12 protein-coding genes are annotated in these 18,538 nt (G+C 43.1%); 2 read left to right on the forward strand and 10 right to left on the reverse strand.

Features of this window, described 5'->3' with window-relative positions; translation table 11 throughout:
• Window positions 1-48: 48 nt before the first annotated feature.
• The 4 genes from AC438_RS11955 to AC438_RS11970 form a co-directional block, all read right to left on the reverse strand.
• Complete coding sequence (locus tag AC438_RS11955; RefSeq protein WP_053981496.1) at window positions 49-2,400, reverse strand: Tex family protein; 2,352 nt, start codon at window positions 2,398-2,400, stop codon at window positions 49-51.
• Between the two features lie 672 nt (window positions 2,401-3,072).
• Complete coding sequence (gene coaD / locus AC438_RS11960) at window positions 3,073-3,564, reverse strand: pantetheine-phosphate adenylyltransferase (RefSeq protein WP_053981497.1); 492 nt, start codon at window positions 3,562-3,564, stop codon at window positions 3,073-3,075.
• A gap of 134 nt (window positions 3,565-3,698) precedes the next feature.
• Complete coding sequence (rsmD, locus tag AC438_RS11965) at window positions 3,699-4,316, reverse strand: 16S rRNA (guanine(966)-N(2))-methyltransferase RsmD (protein ID WP_238376383.1); 618 nt, start codon at window positions 4,314-4,316, stop codon at window positions 3,699-3,701.
• Between the two features lie 118 nt (window positions 4,317-4,434).
• Entirely contained in the window at window positions 4,435-5,721 is a 1,287-nt protein-coding gene (locus tag AC438_RS11970) for a GGDEF domain-containing protein (protein WP_162230734.1), read from the reverse strand.
• A 298-nt stretch (window positions 5,722-6,019) separates the two neighbouring features.
• On the opposite strand from AC438_RS11970, the gene AC438_RS11975 reads away from it, so the two are divergent.
• Window positions 6,020-6,628, forward strand: coding sequence for a MarC family protein (locus AC438_RS11975; RefSeq protein ID WP_053981499.1), 609 nt, complete (start codon window positions 6,020-6,022; stop codon window positions 6,626-6,628).
• A gap of 139 nt (window positions 6,629-6,767) precedes the next feature.
• On the opposite strand, the gene AC438_RS11980 is transcribed toward AC438_RS11975, so the two are convergent.
• From AC438_RS11980 to AC438_RS11995, 4 genes are all read right to left on the reverse strand, one after another.
• Entirely contained in the window at window positions 6,768-8,027 is a 1,260-nt protein-coding gene (locus tag AC438_RS11980) for a DUF1552 domain-containing protein (protein WP_172676729.1), read from the reverse strand.
• Window positions 8,028-8,065: 38 nt separating this feature from the next.
• Window positions 8,066-11,317, reverse strand: a complete 3,252-nt coding sequence (locus AC438_RS11985) for a DUF1592 domain-containing protein (protein WP_053981500.1) — start codon at window positions 11,315-11,317, stop codon at window positions 8,066-8,068.
• A 28-nt stretch (window positions 11,318-11,345) separates the two neighbouring features.
• Window positions 11,346-12,383 carry a cellulose binding domain-containing protein gene (locus tag AC438_RS11990; protein ID WP_053981501.1) on the reverse strand — a complete coding sequence of 346 codons (1,038 nt, stop codon included), beginning with the start codon at window positions 12,381-12,383 and terminating at the stop codon, window positions 11,346-11,348.
• Window positions 12,384-12,710: 327 nt separating this feature from the next.
• Window positions 12,711-13,235 carry a hypothetical protein gene (locus tag AC438_RS11995; protein ID WP_156312511.1) on the reverse strand — a complete coding sequence of 175 codons (525 nt, stop codon included), beginning with the start codon at window positions 13,233-13,235 and terminating at the stop codon, window positions 12,711-12,713.
• Between the two features lie 372 nt (window positions 13,236-13,607).
• Here AC438_RS11995 and AC438_RS12000 point away from each other — a divergent pair, with 372 nt between their 5' ends.
• On the forward strand, window positions 13,608-14,783 hold the full coding sequence (locus tag AC438_RS12000; protein ID WP_053981503.1) for a hypothetical protein: 1,176 nt from the start codon (window positions 13,608-13,610) through the stop codon (window positions 14,781-14,783).
• 115 nt (window positions 14,784-14,898) lie between these two features.
• Here the strand turns inward: AC438_RS12000 and gyrB are convergent, their stop codons facing one another.
• Together gyrB and recF are read right to left on the reverse strand one after the other, a co-directional pair.
• Complete coding sequence (gyrB, locus tag AC438_RS12005) at window positions 14,899-17,319, reverse strand: DNA topoisomerase (ATP-hydrolyzing) subunit B (protein ID WP_053981504.1); 2,421 nt, start codon at window positions 17,317-17,319, stop codon at window positions 14,899-14,901.
• A 19-nt stretch (window positions 17,320-17,338) separates the two neighbouring features.
• Window positions 17,339-18,484, reverse strand: a complete 1,146-nt coding sequence (recF, locus tag AC438_RS12010) for a DNA replication/repair protein RecF (RefSeq protein ID WP_053981505.1) — start codon at window positions 18,482-18,484, stop codon at window positions 17,339-17,341.
• Between the last annotated feature and the right edge of the window lie 54 nt (window positions 18,485-18,538).

The raw sequence follows: 18,538 nt of genomic DNA on the forward strand, positions 1-18,538 counted from the left end.
TTGGCCGAATAATTACACGGCAATAAAGGCGCTTTTACTGTTATGGTATTACTTTTTTTTAAGCGCTTGCTCAAATAAAGCGGCCATGGTGCCTTGCTGTACATTGTGCTTAAAGCCACCCTCACTTGATTGCTTACTCTTAGCGTTATTACTGTTGTAGCTTTTCGCCGCGCGCTCATTATTGCGAGTATTCCCACTATTACCACGGGCACCACTGGTACTCTCACCAGGGGTATCATCTAGGCGCATACTTAACGCAATACGTTTGCGCTGCGGATCCACCTCCATCACCAATACTTTCACTATATCGCCAGCGCTAACTACATTGTGGGGGTCCTTAACGAAGGTATGGCTAAGCGCAGAGATGTGCACTAAACCATCTTGATGAACTCCCACATCAACAAAAGCACCAAAATTTGTGACGTTGGTCACTGTACCTTCAAGCACCATACCCAATTCTAAGTCACTAATTTTTTCTACACCGTCTTTTAGCTGCGCTGTTTTAAACTCAGGGCGTGGATCGCGCCCGGGTTTATCAAGCTCTTTTAAAATATCGGTAACGGTGGGCAATCCAAATTGCTCAGTGATATAGTCATTGGGCTTTAAGCTACGCACAAAGTTACTATCACCGACCAGTTGCTTAATATCACGGCTATTTTTTTTGGCGATATGCTCTACAATTTGATACGATTCTGGGTGAACGGCCGAAGCATCTAGAGGATTTTCGCCACCGGCAATACGTAAAAACCCCGCTGCCTGCTCAAAAGCTTTAGGCCCTAAGCGCGCCACTTTTAACAATTGTTTACGATTTTTAAGCGGTCCATTATCGTTACGGAAATTGACAATATTATTAGCAATGGTGGTATTTAAGCCGGCAACACGCGCCAACAGTGGCGCTGATGCCGTATTGACCTCTACACCCACACCATTCACACAATCTTCAACAACCGCATCCAGTGATTTCGCTAAACGCGTTTGTGATACATCGTGCTGATACTGGCCAACACCAATCGATTTTGGGTCAATTTTTACAAGCTCTGCCAGCGGATCTTGTAAGCGCCGTGCAATGGATATAGCGCCGCGAATCGTAACATCTAAATCAGGAAATTCTTTAGCAGCAAATTCGCTGGCAGAATATATGGATGCACCAGCTTCATTTACAATAACTTTTTGAATGGTAAATTCTGGGTGCTGCTTTAAAAAATCACCTACAAATTTATCGGTCTCACGACTTGCTGTGCCATTACCTATCGCAATTAAATTGATATTATATTTTTGGCACATTTTTAATAAAATAGCCTCGGCTTCGGCAATCTTTTTTTGCGGTGGCGTAGGAAATATTGCGCCATGGTCTAACACTTTACCTGTAGCGTCCACCACAGCCATTTTAACACCTGTACGTAAACCGGGATCTAGACCTATAGTAGCTTTTTGGCCAGCAGGGGCAGCTAACAATAAGTCTTTTAAATTGCGAGCAAATACATCAATAGCACCTTGCTCGGCACGCTCACGTAAATCCCCTAAAAGATCCGTTTCTAGGTGAGTCAATATCTTAACACGCCAGCTCCAACGCACTACCTCGGCTAACCATTTATCGGCAGGACGCTCTTGATTTTCAATATTATTACGCTTAGCAATCATCACCTCACACGGATGCATTTGACCGGGCTCAAGGTCTGTCTCCAGAGTAAAACCTAAATTAATAATACCTTCGTTACGCGCTCTAAATAGTGCTAACGCACGGTGACTGGGCATCGTTTTAAAGGCTTCTTTATGCTCAAAGTAATCACGAAACTTCTCACCTTCGGCTTCTTTGCCTGCCACCACGTTCGCCGCTAAATACGCATCACTACGCATAAAGCTACGTGTTTGCTCTAACAGTTTTGCATCTTCACTAAAGCGCTCCATTAAAATTTGCTTGGCGCCATCTAAAGCCTCTTTGGTACTTTCTATTTTATGCTCAGTGTTTAAAAATTGTTCAGCAATGGTCTCTGGTGTCAGTGAGGGGTTAGTGAGTATTTGCTCGGCCAATGGCTCTAGACCAGCTTCGCGAGCAATTTGCGCTTTAGTACGGCGTTTAGGCTTATAAGGTAAATATAAATCCTCTAAGTGTGTTTTAGTCTCGGCATTAACAATATCGCTTTCAAGTGCAGGGGTGAGCTTATCTTGCTCAGTAATTGACTTGATAATCGCTGTGCGACGGTCTTCGAGTTCACGCAGGTAAGTTAAACGCTCTTCTAGGCTGCGCAACTGTGTATCATCTAAGCCTCCAGTCACCTCTTTACGATAGCGCGAGATAAACGGCACTGTCGCTCCTTCATCTAATAAGCCTACGGCGGCTTGTACTTGTTGCAAGTTGACATTCAGCTCGGTCGCGATTTTTGCATATATTTTTATCATAAGGCTTATTGGACTCTGTTATCGTTTGGTACAGTCTACTATTTGTGTGTTGTGCATCTATTACCTAGCTAGCATTATGCGTAAAGTCATCGTCGGCAACAACCTTCCTTTTCACCATCCAGCCAAACATTGAATGACCATAGATAATTGACACAATGAAATGGCTGTCACACGAACAACTCAGCATTTAACACATTTATCTTAAAAGTAGCAATTATAAAGGTAGGTACGCATTGAATTTACTGATCAACCATAATTACTAGACCAACAAATAAAAGCGCTACGATAGAAAACTGTTGATCGGTGGAACAGAATATGTCGATAATAAATACAAATAATCTACACGACAGTTAATAAGGCAGCCTCAGCAAAGGCGCCCAAGCACATCATTATTGAAGGTATTTAATTAAATGTTTAACGCTTCAAAAACGCCAACATCGAGCGCTAATAAATTATTGACTGGCCCCTTAAGTCATCAACGATTTTGCACTCATCGACTTTCTATTTTTGCAAAGTGTCATCGTGCATGCCACTATACAGGTGCAGAGTCTATTCTTACGCTGGGACTAATCACTATACTGGCGCTCACCGTGCTGACATGGCTCGAAAATAACTTATCAGCACCTTTTGGGTAATATTTTACAGCTTGACTATTATTAGCTTAACAAATAATCATTTAAATTTTATCTTGAGTGCTTGCTCGACTTCAGGTGCGACAAACTTATAAACATCGCCATCGAGTGATGCAATCTCCTTAACCAATGACGATGATATAAAGGATAAATGCTCTGAAGGAGTCAAAAATAAACTTTCCATTTCAGGCTCTAAAGCACGATTCATATTTGCCAATTGAAATTCATACTCAAAATCTGACACAGCACGTATACCGCGCACAACACCACACGCTGAGTTTTCTTTTACCACTTGCGCCAATAAACCATCAAAACCACACACTTCAATATTGGGGAATTTAGCCAATACCTGTTCGCACAGTGCAACACGCTCTTCTAAGCTAAATAGTGGCTTTTTACGTGGGCTCGCAGCAACAGCAATCACAACGCGATCAAATAATTTACACGCACGCCCAACAAGATCAATATGACCATTGGTTACAGGGTCGAAAGTACCGGGATATACAACAGTTGAAGGACGGCCAAGTGCCATGAGGAACTCCGTAAAAATGAAATTGGCTATTCATCTAGCCATTATCTGGTTGAATTAAATGAGGCGAGTGTAACAACTTTTTATAGGACTAGGTGCTTTTGGTTTTGCTGCGAGCCAAAGTCATGAGTGTTTAATTAATCACTACCACGTTGATAAAGCGAAAATGTCACTTGCCCTGCTTGCTTACTACGCTGTAATTGCCAATGCGCTGGTGTGTGCAATGCATAATGCTTAGGGGTTTCAATATAAATGTATGCGTTGGTGGCAAGCCATCCGTTTTGCTCTAATTGAGTTAATACACCAGGCCATAAATCGAGTGTAAAAGGCGGGTCAATAAAGACAATATCAAACGACTCGGTAGCAGGTATCGCTAACCATTGCTCGGCGCGCACAGCCCATATTTTGCAATCACTCGCCCCAAGTAGCTTCATATTATTATGCAAATGCTGGTTTGCTATACGATCGGGCTCTAGCATTGTCAAGCTAGCTGCCCCGCGTGAGAGCGCTTCAAACCCTAATGCACCGCTTCCACTAAAGGCGTCAAGGCAACGACTGCCCGGTAAAGAAGGGGCCAACCAGTTAAACAGCGTCTCGCGAATACGGTTACCCGTTGGGCGCAAACCGTCGACTTCAGGAAAGCGTAATACACGCCCACGCCACTGACCGGCAATAATTTTGACATTCGCTGCCCCCATTTTAACAGGGTTAGCGGTTGCTACTTTGGACTTTTTAGCTTGGCGACGGTTTATCACAATAGACTCTAAATCTTGTAAGGGGCTGTTATTATAGCCTTGGCTTTAAAAAGCCGCTATTGATCTTACGATAAGCGATTAATTTTAAAATGAATGGTCGACACATTGAAGGTACACATTAAGTTTGAGGATCAACAAAATTCACTTGATTGCGACCATTTTCTTTTGCGATATAGAGTCGACGGTCAGCCTCTTTGATTAACGCATCGATATTATGACTCGGCCCTATGGCCGCACCAATACTCACTGTAATATTGAATTGATCACGATCACAAAAATCAAAATGCTCTACAAGGCGTCGCAATTTATCAGCAATAATAAAAATCTGATCATTCAGCACATCAGGGCATACCAATACAAACTCTTCACCACCCCAGCGCGCAAAGCAATCATTAGCACGGCTATTATTGATGATTAAAATCACTAACTGCTTAAGCACTTCATCACCTGTAGCATGACCATAATTATCATTAATTGATTTAAAGTGATCAATATCTAAGAGTAAAATGCCTAGTGGAATACTACCGTGCTCGGCACGGAGTCGATCGAGATATTGCTGTAATCCGTCCCTGTTAAGTGCACCTGTTAATGGATCGCGCCCAACACGCTCTTTTAATGATAACTGAGCTTGCGTTAGCTTAACATTATTATTCACTAAGGCAAAAATGGTTTCCTCACTGCGCACAGATCGTCGATATAAATTATAAATTCGTACCATGCCTTCAGTCACAATAATCACTAACCAAATAATTAAAACGGCAAAATATAAAACATCAGGTTTAATCCAATCACCAACAATAACGATATCGACAATTTGCATCACATGGTCACCGGGATCAATAAAATCAATACCCATCGATTGCATCATGTCAAAAGAAACCCTAGCAGCTTCTCGGCTCACATCCCACTGAGCGGCCCACCATTCAGCCGTAGAGAATTCATTAAATTCAATATCTAGCGTACCGTCATTTAATTCACGCGTTTTAATTAATAAAGACATGAATTTAGTCGAGCTATAATCTCCCTCAACCGAAATACCCTCTTCAAAATTGCGTATAAAAACACGAAAGCGATTGCCACTACCTTCGTACCACATCTTTAAGCGCAGCCCTTTAAAGCCTGATAAATCAATACCTAAACCAACTTCTGCTTTTAAGGTCACAGCCTGACCACAACTAATATGCTTATAAGGTTGATGCTGGCAACGCCATTTACCGCTGTGCAAATCCAACCATTCAATAGAGGCTTTGCCTTGTGATGCCGTTTCGCTATAAAGATCGCTATCAAAATCAGGATTTTTTAAAATAGACTCTTCGCGCTCAGGCAGGTATTTCACCAAAATCAGCAGTAGTACCGTCAATAAAGCGGCACTTAAACGAAGCATGTTATAAATATGAGACTTCACTGACAAACCTTTATCACTATACATCCGTATAGCGCCACACAAAGCCTAAAAATTACGATAATGAAGATATTACAGCGTTAGATATCAGTGTAGGTGAGGCTGTACGATCAAGAAGAATAATTTGCTCATGAGGCCGATGATCACGATAGGACAATAACGACAACATAAGTGGTATAGCAGTCCAGCTCCCTCTAAAGTACCGACAGCATAAAGCTATAATATAAGTGAGTATAAGCCCTCCACTTGTGCCAAAATATCTATATAATCGCCGCCCTTTTGTTCACTATGGACTATTGCCATGCCTGAGTTGTACTTTACAATCGCGATAAAATTTGTGTTTTTGTTTGCACCTTTCTTTGTGGTAACGATGTTTTTGGCGTTAACCCGTGGCGAGACGATTGCCGTAAAAAGACACACCGCATTAAGAGCGATTTCTGCCTCTGCCACTATCAGTGTTGTATTGTTTTTTGCTGGGCCTATTTTATTTGAGGCTATTGGGATTACTCTTGATTCATTCCGTATTGGAGCGGGCTCGCTATTATTTTTGACCGCGGTTAGCTTGGTCAATAGTGGCACACGCAATCATGCCAAAGGGCTACCCGATGAGGAGCGCGATGATATTGCTGTTGTGCCATTAGCCATGCCCGTTATTGTTGGGCCTGCCACCATTGGTACCATTTTGGTATTAGGTGCCGAGCTACCCACCTTTACTGAAACCTTTGTCGGAATGCTAGGCATGTTATCGGCACTGATCGTAGTCGGCGCTATGCTTCTGCTATCGGGCATGTTAGAGCGTGCGCTTGGCAAAACCGGTTTAAATATTTTATCTAAAGTGAGTGGCTTAATCTTGGCCGCGATGGCCGCCGAAATCGTTTTTACAGGTGTTGTAGGGTTTTTGAATAAATAACCGTATTTTAACCCGCTTATACTAATCACACCCCGCCCACACTTAAATGCTGATATTACAACCAACTCATAAAAAAACCGGTACTCAAAGAGTACCGGTTTTAAAAGCCCCTGCTTCGCAGGTCGCTATCAATGCTATGTTAGCTAATAACACCCGGAATGACATCATTGGCATAGCCTTGATACTGACTTGATTGATCAGCACCCAAAGCGACCGCTGCGGTATGCAATACGTGTAAATTATTATACGAGGGCCCACCGGCTCGCACATTGCCGGTATTAATCGAATTACCACCACCGGCAATCATAGAGGGGCAATTATTACCTGAATGCCCATCGCCGTTGCCCATATCCGATAGCTCGATGACTATTGTATTATCGAGAACCCCTTCGGTTTTTAATTGATTAATCAAGTAGCCCGATAACGCACTGAGATGCCCACGCATCTCTTGGTAATGACTATAAGTCGGCCCGCCTTGACCACCATGAATGGATTGATGATAGATGCCTTTATAATTTAACTCTGGCACACTAAATTCACCCTGATGATTACCCCAACCAATCGATGCAGCGCTCGTAAGATTACATTTTAAAGCCAACGCGATAATGTCCGATTGCAAATGAGCTTGCTGTGTAAAGGTTGTATCATTTAAAGTAAATGGACTTGGGGTAGCACCCGCATTACAAGCACCACTGCCATCCCCTCCACCGCCTGCATTTTGCAAACGGCTTTCAGTTTCTTCGATGGCAGTAACATGGCGATCTAAGCGCTCAATTTCATAAGTGCCGAGCTTAGACTTTAAAGCATCTAAAGCCTCTTTGTGTGCATCAATCACTGACTGCTTACTACCAATACCACCGGTTGTAGGCGCTGTGCCATTACCAAATAATCGGTTAAATACTACAAACGGGTTATCTTCAAAGTTAACCTGCTGGCCTGCATCCCGTGTTATTTCGCCTTGGCCATTACTTTGAACACCTAAATTGATATATTTATAAGGGTTATTAGCGCCCAAAATCCGGCCCATATTTACCTCAAAACTATCACCACTCCAGCCATTATTAAAAATCGTCGGCATACGGCCATGGCCAGCACCCGAGTGCCCCATATTGCGTAGCCATAAGCAATCATTTTTAACAGGCTCTAAGCCGGCTGACATTTTAGGTAGCGAAAAGTTATCCCGTGGCGCCCAATACTGATGAAGTGCACCACCGGGTACATAAATACACACGACTTTATTACTCTCCACATCACTTAAGGCATCCGCATTACGCGCAATCATCATGCCAGCAACCAAAGGAGACGCCTTAAGTAACCCAGGTGAGATTCCGGCCGAAGCAATGGTTTTTAATAGGCTTCGGCGGTTTTTATCAAATTTATTTTTGTTGGTAATTTTCATAATCTAAACCTTTATCTTTTAAAGACAGAATTTGTCGTTTATTGACGAGACCATGCTTTGCGATAGCGTACCGCTTGCATCGTGGCAAAGTTTTCCAGCATTGCGCGTGGACTTTGAGTCATCATGGTCGAGGTCAGATCTTGAACTTCACAGGCATAACCTGTTTGTTCGGTTGTATTGAGCTGCCCGGCATTCGGGTTGTTTTGATCGATACCATCAACCCCTACACCAACAGCATAACGAAAGAGGTTTTGCGGTAGGCACGATTGCGCTTTAGGCGAAACAGCTAATACTGCACTGAGGCCTTTAGTGCCTTCGAAATCGACTTTTAATGTTTTATCCGCAAGGTTTACTGGGGCATGTAAAGCTCCCATGACATCAATCATATTGCCGTTGAGATCGGTTGTGCGATAGCGACCTACGGTATCAAAGTCTTCCATACCAAAAGCCAGTGGGTTCATCCACTCTTTATGACACTCAACACAAGAGCCCGTATTGGTTAATATTTCGTACTTCATACGGTTGGTCGTTGTACTGGCATTAATAAAGTCAGCATGCTGCTCAAGTAACGCAATACGATCATCGTCAATACCCGCAGGCGGTGCCGGCATCGCTTGGCATAGCATACGACGACGAATGCGGACGGCGCGGCGGAACGGAGCAGACTCAACATCTTCGCCCCAGCGGGCCATAAACCCACCATTAGCAATTAAACCACCACGGTCAGTGGTATTAACACGACGGAAGTTATTACCCGATACACCATTAATGCCATAGTGATTGGCTAGGGCTTGGTTCACATAAGTAAAATCCGCATTAAAGAGTGTGGCAAACGATTCGGTACTATCGAGCATGACTGCCGAAAAGAACTCCCGCGACTCACGCTTCATATGAGGGACCATTTGCTCAAAGCCATTCCATACATTGCTGTCTTTTAAGGACTTTTCCAATTCATTCGTCCCTAGAAGAGCAGCCACAAAATCACCAAGCTTTTCTTTGGCCCGTGGTGTTCCCAATAAACGCCGTACCTGTGTAAGTACTTGTGCATCGGTTTTAAGAGTATTATTAGCCGCTTGAGTTAATAATGTATCGTCTGGTGTTGAGCCGGTAAACGTATAAGCCAACCATGTTGCCATCTCATACGAGGTTAATTCAAAAGCATCGGCGTCCAAGTTACCACCAGATGCTCGCTCACCCACTTCATGACGATACAAAAACTGAGGCGATGACAGCATCCCCTCTAAAGCCAGTTGAATACCCGCTTTAACATCGCCACCAGTTGCTGAGCCATTAGCCATATTGCGATAAGTTGTTCGCTCCTGAACCGTAAGTGCACGACGGAATAACTTAAGTCCTGCATTGTTCACAAATCGATTCGCGCAACTAGTATTAAAATTAGCACAATTAACGAGTGGTCTAAAATTGCGATCAGCTGACCATTGAGCCACTTCTTCGGCCACAGATAAATATCCGTCGTAAGCGGTAGAACTTAATGCAGTTTGCGTATTATTAAAAAAGAAGCCAACTTTAGTATCGGCAGGCAATTTATCGGTTACGTTAAAATCAAGATTGAGTATATCGGTTAGCGTATTTTGATATTCTATTTGGGTGAGTATTTTTAATTGCCGAGCACCGTATTTAACTGGTGCTGTACAGCTTAATTCTGTAACCCATAACGTTTGCAAATAAGCCACTGCGTTACTCGCGCACTGCCGATCACAAGCACCAGGATTATTCGGTGGCATACTGGTTGCAATTTTCGTAATCATGGCCTCCACATCACGCGCAGTATTGAGCGCTGGCGCAATATTGGTACCTGCAGCGCCACCACCATGACAAGCAACACATTGCTCGCTATATACCACTTCACCGAGCTCTTGCGGGGTCGGTGGGCGTACATCACCCACCTCAACAATCGCCGTATTAGAGGGATCAGAAACCGTATTACCCTTATAAGCAATTACTTTATATTCATAATTGCCAACCGCAGTTAAACGATCAACAAAGGTAATAATGTTTTGCGCCACAGTACCTTGTGTTGACCATAAACCATCAGGCCCTTTGCGACGGACAATAACACCCGACTCATTATTTGCATTATCAACCCACGTTAAAGTTGCATCGTTAGAATTTACATCAAAAGCACCACCCAGCGCACTCGGTGCAGCCGGTTTAGCATCGCGTGCAATAGCACCAGCACTAGGATTTGTATTTGCAGTGAGCACTAAGTGGAAGTACACCGGCACAACTTCACCGATAGAGGTTAGGTTAGCCACGGTTCGTAAAACCTCAATGCCACCGTTCATATCAAAGTTTTTACTATCAACAAGGATAGGCGTACGATTAGATACTGATATTTTGTTATTGGTGTGTTTTACAATTAACACCTCAGCACTCACCGCTTGATTAATACCATGCAGCGATAAAACCCCCTGCAAGGTTTGTTCGCGCGTCGTGCCGCGTGGCATGACTTCGATAATAGCTGGGTCAATATCAACACTGTAATACATGTTAGGCAAAATATTAGTTTCAAACAAAAAATTACGCATACGCTGATTACGCGTTGCAATGTTCGACTCTATGCTATTTAAATCGATCGCAAAGGTCGCACTACCATCAACGGCAACACTGCCGCTAATTTTGGTATAGGTGCTGACTTCACCAATATGCTCTTTTTTTACTGTCACAAAGTGCACATTAGACTCTTGTGGCCTAAGCAACCACAAAGCCTGCTCTGTATTGGGTGCACTTGAAGAAGAACTGACCGAAGATTCACTACTCATCACAGACGAACTACTGGCCACAGACGAACTACTCACAATAGAACCATCACATAGTGGGCCTGTGACCACTATATTCGTAGGCGCTTGAGCGCCGCTACTACCGTTCATGCCAAACTCAATCGCCTGACCCGGCGCAATACTGCGATTCCAGTCCAGTGGTTTGGCAGTGTAAGGGTTAGAACCGGTGACTTCGGCATTCCAGCCATCGGTACGCGCCATACCCTCAGGGTACCGCCAAGTGACACTCTGCCAATCGTTAATAGGCGTACTGCCCGTATTGGTAATCACTATTTTGGCACTGAACCCTGAGTCCCAACTATTGACAACAATATGTTCGCACGTAACACTTGCAAAACTTTGTAGACTGAGTGTTGAGCATAAAAGGCCTGCCACTAACCCTAGTGATTGACGATTGATTAGTATTTTACGTGCAGTGTGCATAGCACTTTGGGTTGTCTCAATCACAAACCCAAAGGAAGACCTAAATGTATTTTTTTTCTTTTTCATAATAAATACTCTTTAAATTCCGTTAGATTCATAGGGCGTTATAAAACAAGGTGAAATCTACAGGTACGGCTTTACCAATTGAGCTCAAGTTAGCCAATGCCTTTAGGGTTTCCACACCGCTCTCTAAGTCGTAGTCATCAGCCAATACAATAATTGGGGCCACGTTTTTCACCATAATGGTGGATGCGGTCAAACGGGATACTTTAAGATTAGTGGTAATATCATTTGTTACCCCGTGTAAACTGAGCGCTGCCACAACATTCATCATTAATGACTGGCCAACGGGGATTGAAGATAAGGCATTCATATCAACAGGTAGCGTGACAACAGCTGTACTAAATATGGATGTCTCGAATAGTGAATTTTTCATTCTTTCATCGCGTACAGTAATACCCGATGCCACACTCGCCAAATCAATGACCAAGGTTGCCGAGCCACTCTCACTGATAGCACCCGATAAACGCGTGAAACGCATATTTTCCACAATATGAATTTTTTTGGTGGTCGTAAAATTTAAATGTGATTGATTGGCATCTAAACGCCATATATCGCCATTGCTAGCACTGGAGCTAGACGATGCAATACTCGAAGAACTCACAGGTACTGAGCTAGCAACTGATGAACTCGAAATCGCTATCGAACTTGAAGAAACGGCAAGACTACTCGAACTTATCGCACTTGAAGCACTACCAGTATTGCATACGTCACCGGTAACGATCGGTACAGAGGCCGCGGCTTTACCGTTAGTTCCTGTAAAACCAAAAGCAACAGACTCGCCCATCGCAATGCTGGCATTCCAAACAAGCGCTGAGGCGGTATACGGGCTACTATCTGATACTGTAGCATTCCAACTACCAGTAAGTGCCGAACCATCGCTATACTCCCACCCGACAGTCCACGTATTAATAGGTTGAGCATCATTATTTGTAATTTTTATCTCAGCTTGGAAGCCACTACCCCAATCATTAATAATATTGTATTCACATTGCGCGGCGTGCGTATGTTGAATAAACAACACTGAGACAATCAATATCAGCATGCCATCTCTAAAAAGTCGTTTATGCATTATGTGCTCCTATAGAAGTAAGGTTTGCTTTTTTACTATGCATTGATCATTAATACCCTTATTCATATCGGCTAATATTATTTTTATAAACCAATAACTTCTTTAATAATTAACAGTATTAATGATGGTGAAAAATGAACTGTGGAAATCATCTATAACAAGTATGTCGCTGAGTCATAAATAATCAGGACATATATCTTTATAGTGGGTAATCACCATTATTTATTGTTAAATTTTGATTATGATAATTACCGCTCAAAAAAATAGTACTAGCTATTCATAGATGTAATATTAACTATCTTTAATATTCTAATTGTACGTTAACCATTAATGCTGTAAGCCAAATAAACCATCAGTCAGCAGCCGATTAACATGACAGGCGTTACATGCTTCTAGCGCACCAAACTGCCAATGATTTTTATTATCTTTCATAAAGACCCCATCAATATCGGCAACAGCAAATATCCAATCACTCGCGTCAGGGTTTTGATTAGCAGCCGCTTTTACCGATGCTGTTATTTTTTTAGGCTGGTTATCCATACCATAAATTACACGAATAATGGTCGTACCCACAGGAAAGTGCATACCTTGGTGTAGCGTTAAATAGTCATAAGCGGCAGCATTGTTCACCCACACTCTAATAGTATCGCTAGTCACTAATGAATGAGTGTTACCTGATGTCACTTCTGTATAACCTTCATTCTCATAAGTTTTTATTTGTATTTTGGTATAGGCCATCAATTCATCTTCTTGATCCATGTTCCATGTAATCACCGAATTATTGTGTGATGATGCTCTATCACCAGTACAGCCAACTAAACTTAGGCTTAATAAAATCGTTAACTTCTTCATATCCTTACTCCGTGTATTTTTTACGAATAAACACTTTATTGCATACATTATTTTTAATAATATCTGTGCGTGTTAATGCATCATTAACCCTCGAAGATTAGCTCTCTAATATTTATATGAGGGCCTCATTTTTGATGTCTGTGAGATAGATCAATAAAAAATCATAGATATTTTTTATTTTTTAATGGCGCTAAATAATTACTTATAAAAAATTAAGATAGACAAACACAACTTAATAAAAGAAGGGATTTATTAATGCATACCTTGATATAGCGTAAAAATTTCTCGTGAGTAAGCGTACATACATAGCTATATCTCGATAAAAGCTTTACCATTCGAGCTCTTTACAACTTCAAGTCTTTATGTATTTTTATGATCGACATAACAGCTATTGATAACCATTTGGGGCAACACGGGCAATTTAATTTATTAGATTGGATACTAGCTAAAAATTTAGTGAGCTATAGCAATTACGAGCAATGGCGCTACGGTAAGAGCTCTTATTTAAGCCCCGCAATGCAGCTAGATAAAAAGCAATTGCACGCTCTGATTAAAGCCTCTAATACGCTGTGCAAGAAATTAAAATTGTGTAATGAATTCCAGCCTTTGATAGCATGGGACAACCAGCAGCAAAAGAGCTTAAAAATCGATAGTGATAGCACAATACAAGAGGCATTTTGCCAACGGTGGCTGCGCCCACAAGATGTCCCACAATTAGACTTATTTATGGACAACGCTGCCATCGTGGCAGAAAACACATTATGCAATGCCCTAACCCATAGACAATTTGATGTAGCCCACACACTCATTACAACACTCACCGAGCTAAACCCCAATAACCCAACACTGGGCGAGTACCAAGGCTTACTTTTGTATAGCCAGCATATTACGCAAAATACATTGATTGCACCGGAGACCCTCAGCAGTGAACTAGCAGGCCTAGAAGACGAGGTAGTACCTATTGCTCGCCATGTACTGCGCCATGGCGCACGCGATTACTTAGCCGTTGCCTGGCAGCGCATTGCACGCCAACAACAAGGCGCACCCTACAACCCCAGACAACCTAAACACCATGCTAGCTATGCCTTGGCCCAAATACCTGACTGGCAGAGTGTCTCGCAGGTTTTACTTAACGACCCCTCAACATTTGAGCATGTCGAGCTTATCGCTCGTCTTGCCGATGCATTTTATGCTCTAAACGATAATGCTAAGTCGCGTTTTTGCTGGGTATTAGCCTGCGAGCGATATCCTCAAGCGGCCGAAGCCATCATCGAGGCCACCCAACCGATGAGTGTATTACCATTATGGGAGGATTATTGTGATGCTAATAATGATGACTGGCCTGAATCTTTCTTTGCAAGTTTTATTTTGGCGCGCGAGCCGGCGCTACTCTATCAAAGCGAATACTTTCCAGCCTTTAATCAAACCAGTACCCAACTTGTCGCCAATTTAATGCATAAAAAACTAGCCGGTGATGATGAAATTAACGCCCGGCAACACATTCAGCACTACAGTCATGTACTACTGAATATGGTGATGGGCACTTAATTTATTAAGCTGCACAAAAAGAAAAACCAAAAAAAGGCGAGCTTTTAAGCTCGCCTTTTTTATTATAAAAACTCTGTATTTAGTGGCTATCCCACTCTACACACTCGCCGCAGCACTAAACATCTAAGTTCGACACATTCAGCGCATTGGTTTCAATGAAATCTCTGCGCGGTTCTACATGGTCACCCATTAGACAGGTAAATATTTGATCAGCCGAGATGGCATCTTCGATGGTAACTTGCAGCATGCGACGGCATTCTGGATCCATGGTGGTTTCCCATAATTGCTCTGGGTTCATTTCACCCAGGCCTTTATAGCGCTGAATATTATAACCACGCTTAGACTCAGCCATAATCCACTCTAGCGCTTCTTTAAAGTTAGCAACCGGCTGCTTGCGCTCGCCACGGCTCACATAGGCCGTCTCTTCGAGTAAGCCGTTTAGCAGCTTACCTAAGTCTTGCATGTTTTTATAATCGATCGACTCAAAAAACTCCATGCCAAAGCGCGTATCTTCAGCCACACCATGTGCAGTTGTATTTAGCGCTGGTAAAAAGATATTGCGCTCTTTATCTTCGACGACTTTGGCCACATAGGTGTGTGTTTTACTGTTATCGTTAATCGATACCAAGGCACTATTCAGTGCCGCAACCCACGCATCAACAACCGAGTGATCAGGCAAACTTGACGCTTCTAATGGCGGTAAGCCCACTAACAGCTCGAGAATTTCTTGCGGATAAATTCTCGATAAACGCTCAATGACACCCATCGTTTTACGGTACGCTTTGACAAGTGTTTCGAGTTGTTCGCCCGGCACAGCTGGCGCCCCTTCGGCAACATGCAACTCTACCGACTCAATCGCTGCATTCGTCAAAAACTGCTCTAGCGCAGCTTCATCTTTAAGGTATTGCTCTTGCTTGCCTTTGCTAATTTTATACAGCGGAGGTTGAGCAATAAAGACATGACCACGCTCAACCAACTCACGCATTTGGCGGAAGAAAAAGGTCAACAAGAGTGTGCGGATGTGTGAACCATCCACATCCGCATCCGTCATAATAATGATGCTGTGATAGCGCAATTTATCAGGGTTAAATTCTTGTGCGCCAATACCACAACCTAAAGCGGTAATCAGTGTACCCACCTCAGCCGATTGCAGCATCTTATCAAAACGGGCTTTTTCAACGTTAAGAATTTTACCTTTAAGCGGTAAAATGGCCTGAGTTCTGCGGTCGCGGCCTTGTTTGGCACTACCACCAGCAGAGTCACCCTCCACTAAGTAAATCTCTGACAAGCTGGGGTCTTTCTCTTGGCAGTCTGCAAGTTTACCTGGCAACCCAGCAATATCGAGTACACCCTTGCGGCGTGTTAAGTCACGGGCTTTACGGGCCGCTTCACGGGCACGAGCGGCTTCCATCATCTTAGCCACAATCAGCTTAGCTTCTTGTGGGTTTTCTTGTAAGAAGTCACCAAAAGCAGCGCCCATTTCTTGCTCTACAGCGGTTTTAACTTCGCTAGACACCAGTTTATCTTTGGTTTGCGAAGAAAACTTAGGGTCAGGCACTTTAACAGAAACAATGGCGGTTAAGCCTTCACGGGCATCATCACCGGTGGTGGCTACTTTCTCTTTTTTACCTAGGCCTTCACTTTCAATATAACTATTTAAGCAGCGTGTTAGGGCCCCACGAAAGCCTGCCAAGTGAGTACCGCCATCGCGCTGCGGAATATTATTGGTATAACAGAAGATATTTTCAGCGAAAGTATCGTTCCACTGTAAAGCGACTTCGACCGCTACACCATCTTCGCGCTGATTGGTAAAATGAATGACTTTGTTAATTGTGCTTTTATTTTGGTTTAAATAGTCTACAAAAGCACTTAAACCACCTTCGTATTCAAAAATCTCTTCTTTACCCGAGCGCTCATCATGTAACACAATCCGCACACCCGAGTTCAAAAAAGATAATTCGCGTAAGCGTTTAGCTAAAACTTCATAATGAAATTCTATATTAGTAAAAGTTTCTGATGAGGGTTTAAAGTAGATTTTAGTACCGGACGTCTCTGTATCTCCAATCGCCTCTAGCGGTTTTTGAGGTACACCGTGGATATAAGTTTGCTCAAATAGCTTACCTTGACGACGGATACTTAAACGTAACGTCTCTGAAAGTGCGTTAACTACCGAAACACCCACACCGTGCAAACCACCCGATACTTTATAAGTGTTATCGTCAAACTTACCACCGGCATGCAAGACGGTCATAATCACTTCGGCAGCTGATACCCCTTCTTCATGCATTTCGGTCGGTATACCACGGCCATTATCCGATACACTAATAGCATCATCGGGGTGAATAACAACACGAATCTCCGAGCAATGACCAGCTAATGCCTCATCTATCGAGTTATCGACCACCTCAAACACCATGTGATGCAGGCCAGTACCGTCATCAGTATCACCAATATACATACCTGGGCGTTTGCGTACAGCATCGAGTCCTTTAAGGACTTTAATACTGGACGAATCGTAATCTTGTTGTTCTGCCATGTTGGTGGCTCCCTCGTTATTAGGATGGGCTACTCTGTTCTATCTTGCCATGTTTCACGTGAAACACTTTGCAAGGTTTATTGTTCAGCTCTTGCTGGAGGATCTCCATGTCCGCAGAATAAATGCCAGTGACAAATATTTGCGTGTCTAACTTGTTTAACCATTTTGCGAGCATACGAATATGTTCTTGATCGAGTTCTGCAGGCAAATCATCGATCAACAGCACACTCTGGCGTTGAGTAAAGTGTTCAAACAGTTGTAGTTCAGCTATTAAAAAAGCAGCTACCAAACTTTTTTGTTGGCCGCGCGATAGTATATCTGCTGCCGGTATGTTGTTAACCAATACCTTAAGCTCACTTTTATGCGCACCATAAGTTGTATAGCCGTAGCCTTTATCTCTTTCAAAATTGGCTGTTAACGCTGCAGATAACGTCGTGTATTCCTGAGGCCAGCCTCGCTGATACTTAATCGTGATGGTATAGCTCTTTGGTAGTCCTACCTCGGGAATCAACTGATTGACCCTATCAATAAAAGGCCTGATGCACTCTTGTCTTAATGCATCAATATTAACGGCTAAACGGTTTATCTCTAAATTCCACGGTGCAAGCTCTGCGCCCGCTATTTTATCACGCCTGAGCAAAGTATTGCGCTGCTTTACAGCCTTTGTGTAATCTCGCCACAATAAACTAAAATCATGTTTCACGTGAAACACTAACCAATCAAACATTCTCCGGCGAACTTTAGATGGCCCTTCCAATAGATCATACGACTTAGCATTCATAATTTGCAGCGGCAATAAACTCGCCAAACTTGCAGAAGAATAAACAGCCGAACCATCGATTTTAAAAGTTGATGCGCCACGTAAGGGCCGCAATACGCCAACCTGACTTGTCACCACTGGTGTGTTACCGGCACACTCTAAGCGCGGTGTGATTGATTGGTCAATCTTGGCAAAGACCGCCAATTGTGATGCACCGTGCTGTATTAGCTGGCGATAGTTGATCGTACGAAAAGAACGGCCGTGAGCTAGCAGGCTGATTGCCTCCAGCAGTGAAGTTTTGCCGGAGCCGTTTTCACCATAAAACAGGTTTAAACCCGCTGATGGTTCCAGCTCGATATTGGCTAAGTTACGCACAGCCGTAATGTTTAAATGTGTGATAGTCATTAATACACGGCGGGGCGAAAGAGCCTCGCTAGCCTTACCAATAACGTAGTGAGC

The sequence above is a fragment of the Marinagarivorans algicola genome, assembly GCF_001292705.1.
GTDB lineage: Bacteria > Pseudomonadota > Gammaproteobacteria > Pseudomonadales > Cellvibrionaceae > Marinagarivorans > Marinagarivorans algicola.

What these genes read in the sequence shown, in the direction of transcription:
- AC438_RS12000 (WP_053981503.1), top strand. Translation starts at nt 13,608, where the DNA reads ATGATCGACATAACAGCTATTGATAACCATTTGGGGCAACACGGGCAA.
- AC438_RS11990 (WP_053981501.1), bottom strand. Translation starts at nt 12,383, where the DNA reads ATGCATAAACGACTTTTTAGAGATGGCATGCTGATATTGATTGTCTCA.
- coaD (WP_053981497.1), bottom strand. Translation starts at nt 3,564, where the DNA reads ATGGCACTTGGCCGTCCTTCAACTGTTGTATATCCCGGTACTTTCGAC.
- AC438_RS11955 (WP_053981496.1), bottom strand. Translation starts at nt 2,400, where the DNA reads ATGATAAAAATATATGCAAAAATCGCGACCGAGCTGAATGTCAACTTG.
- recF (WP_053981505.1), bottom strand. Translation starts at nt 18,484, where the DNA reads ATGACTATCACACATTTAAACATTACGGCTGTGCGTAACTTAGCCAAT.
- gyrB (WP_053981504.1), bottom strand. Translation starts at nt 17,319, where the DNA reads ATGGCAGAACAACAAGATTACGATTCGTCCAGTATTAAAGTCCTTAAA.
- AC438_RS11975 (WP_053981499.1), top strand. Translation starts at nt 6,020, where the DNA reads ATGCCTGAGTTGTACTTTACAATCGCGATAAAATTTGTGTTTTTGTTT.
- AC438_RS11995 (WP_156312511.1), bottom strand. Translation starts at nt 13,235, where the DNA reads ATGAAGAAGTTAACGATTTTATTAAGCCTAAGTTTAGTTGGCTGTACT.
- AC438_RS11980 (WP_172676729.1), bottom strand. Translation starts at nt 8,027, where the DNA reads ATGAAAATTACCAACAAAAATAAATTTGATAAAAACCGCCGAAGCCTA.
- AC438_RS11985 (WP_053981500.1), bottom strand. Translation starts at nt 11,317, where the DNA reads ATGAAAAAGAAAAAAAATACATTTAGGTCTTCCTTTGGGTTTGTGATT.